This window comes from Streptomyces sp. NPDC003691, from assembly GCF_053981115.1.
In genome coordinates, this window is the sequence record NZ_JBSFNQ010000160.1 from 1 (window position 1) to 9,337 (window position 9,337).

The 9,337-nt window shown below is 67.1% G+C and carries 8 protein-coding genes and 1 pseudogene; 7 read left to right on the top strand and 2 right to left on the bottom strand.

The window, feature by feature from the left end; all coding sequences use genetic code 11:
* Positions 1-209 (bottom strand): hypothetical protein (locus tag ACWDR0_RS33810; RefSeq protein ID WP_456355661.1); only part of this gene is annotated, 209 nt, incomplete at its 3' end.
* A 493-nt stretch (positions 210-702) separates the two neighbouring features.
* On the opposite strand from ACWDR0_RS33810, the gene ACWDR0_RS33815 reads away from it, so the two are divergent.
* Entirely contained in the window at positions 703-1,068 is a 366-nt protein-coding gene (locus ACWDR0_RS33815) for a TM2 domain-containing protein (RefSeq protein WP_456355662.1), read from the top strand.
* Positions 1,069-1,144: 76 nt separating this feature from the next.
* Here the strand turns inward: ACWDR0_RS33815 and ACWDR0_RS33820 are convergent, their stop codons facing one another.
* Entirely contained in the window at positions 1,145-1,687 is a 543-nt protein-coding gene (locus tag ACWDR0_RS33820; protein WP_456355663.1) for a DUF1707 SHOCT-like domain-containing protein, read from the bottom strand.
* A 475-nt stretch (positions 1,688-2,162) separates the two neighbouring features.
* Here ACWDR0_RS33820 and ACWDR0_RS33825 point away from each other — a divergent pair, with 475 nt between their 5' ends.
* From ACWDR0_RS33825 to ACWDR0_RS33850, 6 genes and pseudogenes are all read left to right on the top strand, one after another.
* Positions 2,163-3,929, top strand: a complete 1,767-nt coding sequence (locus tag ACWDR0_RS33825; RefSeq protein ID WP_456355664.1) for a fatty acyl-AMP ligase — start codon at positions 2,163-2,165, stop codon at positions 3,927-3,929.
* Positions 3,926-5,611, top strand: coding sequence for an acyl-CoA dehydrogenase family protein (locus tag ACWDR0_RS33830; RefSeq protein ID WP_456355665.1), 1,686 nt, complete (start codon positions 3,926-3,928; stop codon positions 5,609-5,611). Before ACWDR0_RS33825 ends, ACWDR0_RS33830 begins: the two co-directional genes overlap by 4 nt.
* Positions 5,608-7,305: an acyl-CoA dehydrogenase gene (locus tag ACWDR0_RS33835; protein ID WP_456355666.1), complete on the top strand. Its 1,698-nt coding sequence runs from the start codon at positions 5,608-5,610 to the stop codon at positions 7,303-7,305. The genes ACWDR0_RS33830 and ACWDR0_RS33835 overlap by 4 nt, the downstream gene beginning before the upstream one ends.
* A 54-nt stretch (positions 7,306-7,359) precedes the next feature.
* Positions 7,360-7,647 carry an acyl carrier protein gene (locus ACWDR0_RS33840; RefSeq protein ID WP_456355667.1) on the top strand — a complete coding sequence of 96 codons (288 nt, stop codon included), beginning with the start codon at positions 7,360-7,362 and terminating at the stop codon, positions 7,645-7,647.
* A gap of 74 nt (positions 7,648-7,721) precedes the next feature.
* Positions 7,722-9,212 (top strand): aldehyde dehydrogenase family protein, encoded by a 1,491-nt coding sequence (locus tag ACWDR0_RS33845; RefSeq protein ID WP_456355668.1) that lies wholly within the window; start codon positions 7,722-7,724, stop codon positions 9,210-9,212.
* Positions 9,157-9,337: pseudogene (locus ACWDR0_RS33850) on the top strand (hypothetical protein); the annotation flags it as partial. The gene ACWDR0_RS33845 and the pseudogene ACWDR0_RS33850, both read left to right, overlap by 56 nt.

The following is a 9,337-nucleotide window of genomic DNA, read 5'->3' on the forward strand; positions in this document are numbered from 1 at the left end:
AATCCTGTCGTCCCGACCAGCTCTTGAAGCAGGTCGCAGGCGGTATCGGAGTAATCCGGTACCGCCTTTCCGCTGTTCCCGGGAACCGGTTGGGGGCCGGGCGGTCCGGCGGCGCCTTCCGAGGAGGGGCGGACGACGAGGCCGAGGGGTGCGCGGACGGGGTTGGGGTGGGCGGTGAGGGCGGCCCCGGCACTGGAGATCTGGGGCATGTCGGGGTGGACTCCATGTCCACGTGCTCACGTGCGCGGGGGGTAGTCTGCCGGCGGGCCGTCGAGATCCAGTCGGTTGTGTCGATGTCGCAGCTGATGTGCCGGACCGGCAGCCGCCGAAAACGGTCGATGATGGCCGGCCTTGCCGTGGCTGAGACCGAGTCGGGTCGGCGGGAGTTCCCCGAGGCTTTTCCCTTCTCCTGTGGCCTGGCCGAGGAGGAGCCCGCAGACTCGGGCCGAGCCGCAGCCTGATTAGACGGACGCGCCCGGCTGCAGGGCGATGTCGACCGAACTGCCCGCGTTCAGCCCGGACCGGCTGCTGATCAACTACTGATCCGGTGAAAGTCCGGAACCATACTGGACAGCGCTGGCCCGGTCTGCGGAGTCTGAGAGAGAGGCGCCTGCGTTGCCAAGCGGGGTTCTGAGAGTCGCCCCCTCAACGTGGTTGTTCCCGTATCGATCTTCATCTACCTGTGCTCGGAGGATTTCCCGCGTGAGCTACTCGGACCCCAACAGCTCCCCAATCGAGAAGCCGCATCAATCCGACGAGGCGATTTTAGGACACCCTCGTGCGGGCGGGGACGACAAGCCCATCAGCCGCCCGCCCGGCCCCGGTGCACCGTATGGATACGACCCATTCGGGCGCCCCTACTCCAGCAAGTCCAAGACGGTGGCGGGGGTGCTCTCGATCGTCCTCGGACCGCTGGGCATTGGTCGCTTCTACACCGGGCACAACCGCATGGCCGTTGCTCAACTCGTGACGCTGGGCGGCCTGGGTGTCTGGACCCTGTTCGACGGGGTCCTGCTGCTGCTCAGCAATGACAAGACCGATGCGGAAGGGCGCACGCTCCGTGGTTGACGCCGGGTCATGACAACCGAGCGATGCCCTGCTGAACAGCCTTGTGCCGCTGCCCCGACAGGTTTGCCGTCCGAGCTCAGCCGCGTTGGTGCCTGACTCGCAATCGGCCGTGCCCCATGGTCCCGGAGATCCGGATGCGCAGCCCGTTCGCCTCGCTGTAACGCGGAGGTGTGTACGCCGGCTGCTTCCAGTCGGCGTGCAGGTCCTCCAAGTCGACCTGTGCGTCGGCTGGAACGATGATCCGAGCCCACCCGTACTGCAGATGGAGCTCGATGTCTATCACCGGGTAGTCGATGACCGCCCGTGACAGATTCAGGTACACCTTGCCCATCCCGGAGTTGATGCTGAGGTGCCGGGGGACCCGCCACCGTCCGCGTCGATGGATCAAGCCGCCGACGGCGTTCACCGTGACGCTGTGGCCGGCATCCCCGTCGGGCAGTGAGGCCAGAGCCGATGCCAGCTCGACCCGAGTCTTCGCGGTCAGCGCGGTTTGAAGGCGGCTGTCCATCTCCTCGGAGGAGATGTGCCCCTCGGCGAATGCGTCCTGTAGACGCTCAACAGCGGCGTCACGATCGACTTCGGAAATTCGTGGCGGAACGTTGTCCGGCAGGGAAGGCATGTGCCAACCATAGCGTCGGCGGTGTCGCATTCGTCCAGCGCGCCATAACCTCAACCATGCTTCCAGAGGACCTGTTTGAGCATCCCGAAGCAGTGATTCGACGCGCGGCATCAGGTCTGCGCGTGATCACGTTCCGATGGTACGCGAGCGTCGCTGCGGCCAGGTGATAGCAGGTCAGAGCATATTGACTCGCCATCTGTCAGATTTTGCTTGAGATTTGACAGTGTCCTGCATAGTGTTGTGCCGGACGCATGGCATGGCTGTCAAATTCTATGACAAGCTGCGGGGGCTGGAATGGGTGACGCGCGGTGGCGCGGAAGCGAGGACCGGCTCTCGTCTCTCCGGTCCGACGTGCTTGAACGGCTTCGTCTCCATGGCCGGTGCGGCCGCTGGAGGCCTTACCGGTAATCGGCGGAGCGGCCTTGCTGCCAGGCGAAGAAGGCCCCGAGTCCCTCTGGAACAGGAGCACACGAGAATGGTGGATCTCCTCGGTGCGAAAAGTGTGTCCGAAATCTTCGCGCTGCATGCGCATGAACGTGGCGACCGGCCGGCGATTGCGATCGTCGGCGATCCGGCGGATCCGGAATCTGCCCAGTGGCTCACCTATGCCCAACTCGACCAGGCCGCACGTGTTTTTGCAGCAGACATCCTCCGGGTATGCCCGGCCGGCTCGCGCGTTCTGCTGCTCCAGCCGACTTCGGCCGAGTTCGTCGTCTCCGTCCTCGGATGCATCTACGCAGGTCTGACTGCTGTGCCGTCCTCCCTGCCAGGCCGCTATCAACAGGACCGCAGAAGGGTGCTCGGCATCGCCAGGGATGCCGGGGTCAGTTCCGTGGTGACCACGCCCGATGAGCACAGCGAAGTCGTCGACTGGGCCGATCAGCAGGGCTTTGCCCTGCCGGTGCTCTCGGTGCAGTTCGACCCGGAACGCCGCGCCGACGATCTGAAAGTGCACGAGGCGGACCGGACAACCGTGGCTGTGCTGCAGTACACCTCCGGTTCCACGACCGATCCCAAGGGGAGCGTGGTCACCCACGGCAATCTGCTGACGAATGCGGCAACTACGGCAGCGGCCTTCCCGATGGAGGACGGCGAGAGGTTCGGCGGCTGGCTTCCGAACTATCACGACATGGGACTGATCGGGTTGATCCTGTCGCCGCTGCTGGCAGGTTGCGGCACTGCGCTGATGAGCCCCGGGGCCTTTCTGCGCCGGCCCCAGACGTGGCTGCGAATGATCGAGAACTTCAACATCGCCCTCACCGCTGCCCCGAACTTCGCATATGAACTCTGCCTCAGCAGGATCTCCGAGGACGATGTCCGCGGGCTCGACCTATCGGGCTGGAAGTTCGCCGTCAGCGGGTCCGAGCCGGTCAACGCACGCGTCCTCGATGACTTCACCCGTCGGTTCGCTCCGGCCGGATTCCGGCCCGAGACCTTCGTACCGTGCTTCGGCATGGCGGAAGCGACACTGCTCGTCTCCGCGACACCCGGACGCTCTCCTGTAGTTCTGCACTGCGATCCGGGCGCGCTGGAACGGGACCGAGTGGAACCACCCGTGGCGGGCGGCGTCGGCCGGGCCCTCGTCAGCTGTGGTGCACCGCTGGACCTGGACGTCCGGATCGTCGATCCGCGAACCCTGTCGGAATGCCCACCCGGCACCGTCGGAGAGATCTGGCTGCGCGGCCCGTCCATTGTCCAGGGCTACTGGAGCAATGCCGAGGCGACTCGAGCGGTCTTCGGTCGACGCCTCCATGAGGAGGACGGCTTTCTGCGGACCGGGGATCTCGGTGTGCTGGTCGGTGGCGAGCTGTATGTGACCGGGCGCATCAAGGAAATGATGATCATCCGAGGCCGGAACATCTATCCCCATGATGTCGAGGACGAACTGCGGCGTCACCACCAGCCGTTGCGGGACGTCGTGGGCTCGGTGGTGGCCGTTCCCACCGAGCAGGGCGACGACAGGGGCCTGGTGATCATTCATGAGGTTCGCCGCCGGGCACCCGAAGAGGAACTATCCGGACTCGGCGCCCGGATGAGGGCCACTGTCGCACGCGAATTCGGCCTGCGCGCGGATGCCGTGCTGATCGTGCGGCGCGGCGCAGTGCGGCGTACCACGAGCGGAAAGGTCCAGCGCTCCGTGATGCGCTCGCTGTATTTGCAGGGCGAGTTGCAACCGCTGTGGGCGGATGGATACGTACCTCGGGCGGAGCCGGTGGCATCCGTGGCAGGAGAGCCGAGTTGAGCACATCCGAGTTCGCGGCGATGCTCGCAGAGTGGGCGCTGCCGGGCGGTTCGTTTGATCCGGCCCTGCTCACCTCGCACGACGGGGCCGAGACCTTCCCGACCGAAGCCTGCGCAGCACTCGATCAGTGGGGGCTGTCCGGCTATTACGTACCCGTTGCGTTCGGGGGCCGGCTGGAGCGGGTCGACGAGATGCACACGCTCCTCCGCTCTGTCGCGGCACAGGACCTGACTGTCGCGGTGGCGCACGGCAAGACCTTCCTCGGGGCCGCTTCGGTGTGGGCGTCGGGGGACGTCAGGGCGGCCACCCGGGCCGCACGGTACATCAGGGCCGGCGAGGCCGTGGCCTGGGGACTGACCGAGCCGGGCGGCGGCAGCGACCTGCTCGCCGGTCGGCTGACCGCGACCCGGCAAGGGGCGGGATGGCGGCTGACCGGGTACAAATGGCCGGTGAACAACGCCACCCGCGGACGGCTGATGACCGTACTGGCGCGTACCGACCCCCAGGGCGGCCCACGTGGGTTCAGCGTATTTCTCGTCGACAAGGAAGACGTGGGTTCCGGATCCGTGCGGCCGCTGCCGAAGGTGCCGACGCACGGAATCCGTGGTGCGGACATCAGCGGGGTGGAGTTCCGGGACGCCTTTGTTCCCGGCCACGCGCTCGTCGGCACCGTAGGCGAGGGCCTTGAGCTGGTAATCAAGGCGTTGCAGTTGACAAGGATCGCGTGTGTGGCACTGTCGCTCGGTGCTGCGGATCACGGTCTGCGCCTGGCTCGGAAGTTCCTCCTCGAGCGCCGGCTGCACGGGCGGGGCCTGGCCGAACTCCCGCACGCGCGTGTCACCGCCGGACAGGCGGTGGCCCGGCTGATGCTTGCGGAGGCGGTCTCGTACACGGCGGCGCGGTCGGTTCACGAAACACCTGAGGAACTGAGCACGGTTTCCGCGGTCACCAAGGCATTGGTCCCAACTCTCGTCCAGGGGCAGTTGAGTCTTGTTGCCGAGTTGCTGGGCGCCCGTGGCTTCCTGACCGAGGTCGAAGGATACGGCGGCTTCGCCAAGGTCGAGCGTGACCACCAGATCGTGTCGATCTTCGACGGCAGCACCTGGGTGAACCGCAGCGCGCTTGCATCGAGCCTGCCTCTGCTGCGCCGCGGCCGCCGCTCGACGTCCACGGCCGACCGCCCCGTGACAGCATGGCTGGTGAAAGGGGCCGCAGCGGCGCCATTGGACCCGGTCCGGCTCAGTGTGACGGCGCGGGGTGAGTCGGTGCTGAGTGGTCTGAAGGGACTCGTGGCCCGGTTCACCGACGAGCCGTCCGGCGCAGTCGGCCGAATGGCCGTCGAACTGCTCCGTGCCGCCGACGAGGTGAACGAGTCCATCAGTGGCCTCCGTCCAACAGCCGGCCCGCCGGACACTGCTGTGATGCGGCTTGCGGAGCGCTACGAATGGTGCTTCGCCGGAGCTGCGGCGATCGCGCTGTGGCACGCCAATCCGCAACATCACTTCCGTCCCGGGTGGCACGAAGGCAGGTGGCTGCGGGGCTGTCTCGCCTTGGTCTTGAACGGTCTTGGAGTGCGTACGCCGGATGCCAATGGGGTCTTCGACGAGCTCTGCGATCACCTGCTGAGTGCTGAGGGCGCCCATGTCTCCCTGCTCGGCCCGGCTTCGGCGGTACCCGCATGAGCGCCATGACGGCCGACGCTCTCACTCGGATGGAGACGTTGGAGGACGAACTGGGCGACCCGTGGGACCCGGCCAACCCGGCGGGCTTCGCGGCCGTAGTGGCCGCCGATGAACAGGAGGAAACCCCGGAAGGCGGCAGGGCTGCGCTGGACGGCTTCGGCATCCTCGCGGAGTTCGTGCCCACCGAATTGGGCGGTCGCCTGGCACGGGTGGATCACCTCGTCGAGTTGATGCGCTCGGTATACCGACGTGATCCAAGCCTGGGGCTGGGCCACTGCTCCAGCTCGCTGCTCGGAGCCGTCAACGTGTGGACCGCGGGCTCGGCCGAGCAGCGCCGCTACACGGCCGATCTCCTGCTGGGTGGCGACAAGATCTCGTGTGCGTTCCATGAACTGGCGCACGGCAACGACATCGGCTCCGTGGAGTTCGCGGCCACATCTGTGGACGGGAGACTCGTGCTCAGCGGCCGTAAGGAGTCCATCACCAATCTGGACCGGGCCGACGCCGTGGTGTTCCTCGCCCGCACTGATCCCGGCGGGGGGCCGAGAGCCAACTCCCAGCTTCTTGTTCCGGTAGCGGCACTCGACCCGGAACGGGTCAGGTTTCTGCCCCGGTTCCGCTCGGTCGGCATGCGCGGCGTGAGGCTGGGCGGGATCACCCTGGACGACTGCTCCATCGACACGTCCACGCTGCTCGGCGACCCCGGCACCGGCATGGAGACCGTGGGTCGCGCCTTTCAGCTGACCCGCATGGCCCTCCCGGCCATGAGCACCGCGATGCTGGACACCGCCCTTCGCGTCACGTTGCACCATGTTCTCTCCCGTCGGCTTTACGGCCGCGGAGTCGCGGACATTCCGGTGGTCCGTACCACCCTGGCCAACGTGTTCGCCGATCTGCTGTTGTGCGAGGCGTTCGCGGCAGCCGCCGCCCGGTCGCTGCATGTGCAGCCGGAGCTCGGCAGCCTCTACGCACCCGCGGTGAAGTACCTTCTGGCCGGAGTGCTGCTCGACGCGGTCGAACAGCTGTCCCTTGTGATGGGGGCCGAGTTCTATCGTCGCGACGGTGACCACGCGGTGTTCCAGAAGATGACCCGTGACATCAAGCCGGTCGCCTTCGGGCACATTGCACGCGCTGCCTGTCTATCCGCGATGCTGCCGCAGCTGCCCGTGCTCGCCCGCCGGGCATGGCGGGACCCCGCACCGGCTCCCACCGCCATGTTGACAGCCGAGAGCGAGTTGCCGGCCCTCGACCTGCCGGGCCTGGAGCTGACCGTGGGCCGCAGGGACGGACTCGCCGGCACACTTGCCACGGCGCTCGACGACGATATCCCCGGATCCCTCCGCCCGCTGGTAGAGGCCCGGGTGGCAGCTCTGAGCGCGGTAGCCGATGGTTGCGCGGGGCTCAGCCCCCGGGAGTTGTCGATCGCTGCCGCGGTCGAGGTACGTGACCTCGCCGCCGGGTACGCGGCGGCGCTCGCCAGCGGCGCATGCGTCGGCACCTGGCGGCACGCGGAATCCGGTGACTTCCTGGCCCGCCCGGAGTGGGCGGCTGCGGCACTCACCCGGCTCACGGGCCATGCGGCAGGCCGGCCCGAGGACGTGTCGCCGGAGGTTGAAGGGGTGCTCATCGAAGAGCTGCTGGACCGGTACGACCGCACAGCGAGCTTCGGGGTTTCGGCACGTCGCTATCGGTGACGGGACGCCCTCACACGCAATCACCGTCATTCTCGACTTATGAGGAGTAGTCGTATGGAAGAAACAGCCAAGCCGCACCCCATGTCCTCCGAAGAGCTGAAGAGCTGGCTTGCCGAGTGCGTCGGCGCATACGTGCCCGACCTGGACGGGCCGGTCGACCCCGACCAGAACCTGGGCGAGTACGGGCTCGACTCGATCGCGGTGGTCGCCTTCACGGCGGATGTGGAGGACCGGCTCGGGATCCGGGTGAATCCCACGGCGGTATGGGACCACCCGACTGTCACAGAGCTCGGCGAGTTCCTGCTGACAGAGACGGAACGGCAGCAGAAGACAACTGCCTGACAACCACTTTTCACGCCATGAGGAGAGGACTGGCCAAGATGGCTGAGCCGAGGAACGCGGCCCGCGGAGTGACCGTGACTCGCAACCCTGCCGACCGGACCGACATCGTCGCCGAGCGGGAGCTCGATGACGGGAACGGTCTGGTCGGAGCGGCCCGGACCGCTCGCGGGGCGCAGCCGGGGTGGGCGGCGTGGCCCGCGCCTCTCCGCGGCCGGGTGATGCAGAACGTCGGGCGGCTGGTGGCCACCAACAAGGAGGCGCTGGCCGCGCTGATCACCAGGGAGACGGGCAAGCCCTTCGGGGAGGCCTTGGGGGAGGTGCAGGAGGTCATCGACACCTGTGACTTCTTTCTGGGTGAGGGACGCCGTCTGTACGGTCAGACGGTGCCCAGCGAGATGCCGGACAAGCAGTTGTTCACCTACCGGAAGCCCCTGGGTACGGCAGTGGTGATCACGGCGGCGAACTTCCCGGCCGCGGTCCCTGCCTGGTACCTCGTGCCCGCTCTCCTCTGCGGTAACACGGTGGTGTGGAAGCCGTCGGAGTCCGCGGTCGCCGTCGCGGAGGCACTCTTCGAGCTGTTCCGTGTCGGCGGGGTGCCCGAGGGCGTACTGAGCCTGGTGCACGCCGACGGCGCTGCCACCTATGAAGGCCTGGAGCGGGCACTCGGCGCGGGGTTCGTCCAGAAGATCGGCTTCACCGGCTCGACCCGGGCCGGTCGCCGGGTGAGCGAATTGGCCGGACGCTATCTTCAGTCCCCGTGCCTGGAACTGGGAGGGAAGAACCCCCTCGTCGTCGAAGCCGATGCCGATCTGGAGCTCGCGGTTCAGGGCGCGGTGTTCAGCGGTTTCGCGACGGCCGGACAGCGCTGCACATCACTGGGCGTGGTGATCGCGCATCGTGATGTCCATGACGAGTTCCTGGCCCGGTTCACGGAGGCCGTCGAGGACCTGGTGATCGGGGATCCGCGCCATGACGGTGTCTTCTACGGCCCTCTCATCGGTCAGCGGTACCTCGATGACTTCCTCGCCTCGTTGGAGCTTGTGCGGCCGCACCACACACTCTCCGGGTCGAACGCCACCGGCCGGATCACCACGGGCAACCCTCGCAAGGGTTTTGTGGGCGACCCGGACGCCGGTGTCTACGCGCACCCCGTCATCGTGGCGGGTGTCCGGCCGGATGACGAGCTCTACCGGACGGAGACCTTCGGGCCGATCTCATCAGTCATGCCGTACGACACGTTCGACGAGGCCGTCGGCCTGGCCAACGGCCATGGGTACGGGCTCTCGGCGGCGATCTACACGGCATCGGCCCGTACGGCATTCTCCTTCCGCGAACGGTGCACGGCGGGCATGATCAGCGTGAACAATTCGACGGTCGGCGCGGAAGCGCATCTGCCCTTCGGCGGCAACGGTCTTTCGGGCAATGGAAGCCGGCAGTCGGGAATCTGGGTCATTGACCAGTTCACCTCCTGGCAGTCGATGAACTGGGACTACGCCGGGACCCTTCAGCGTGCTCAACTGGACGTCCGGGAGATCGACGCCGACTTCGGCTTCCGGCTGTCCTGACCGACAGGATGTACCGCGTGCCGACCGGGGCACCGACTTCGACCGGGCGCCGCTCGCCCACGGGCTGTCGGCCGCCGCCGCCGCGGTGTACGTGTTCATCACCTACACCCTCGTCCGCGGCGGGG

Bases quoted from the DNA above. Each gene is read 5' to 3' on its own strand.
- ACWDR0_RS33820 (WP_456355663.1), bottom strand. From the start codon at position 1,687: ATGCCTTCCCTGCCGGACAACGTTCCGCCACGAATTTCCGAAGTCGAT.
- ACWDR0_RS33825 (WP_456355664.1), top strand. From the start codon at position 2,163: ATGGTGGATCTCCTCGGTGCGAAAAGTGTGTCCGAAATCTTCGCGCTG.
- ACWDR0_RS33835 (WP_456355666.1), top strand. From the start codon at position 5,608: ATGAGCGCCATGACGGCCGACGCTCTCACTCGGATGGAGACGTTGGAG.
- ACWDR0_RS33840 (WP_456355667.1), top strand. From the start codon at position 7,360: ATGGAAGAAACAGCCAAGCCGCACCCCATGTCCTCCGAAGAGCTGAAG.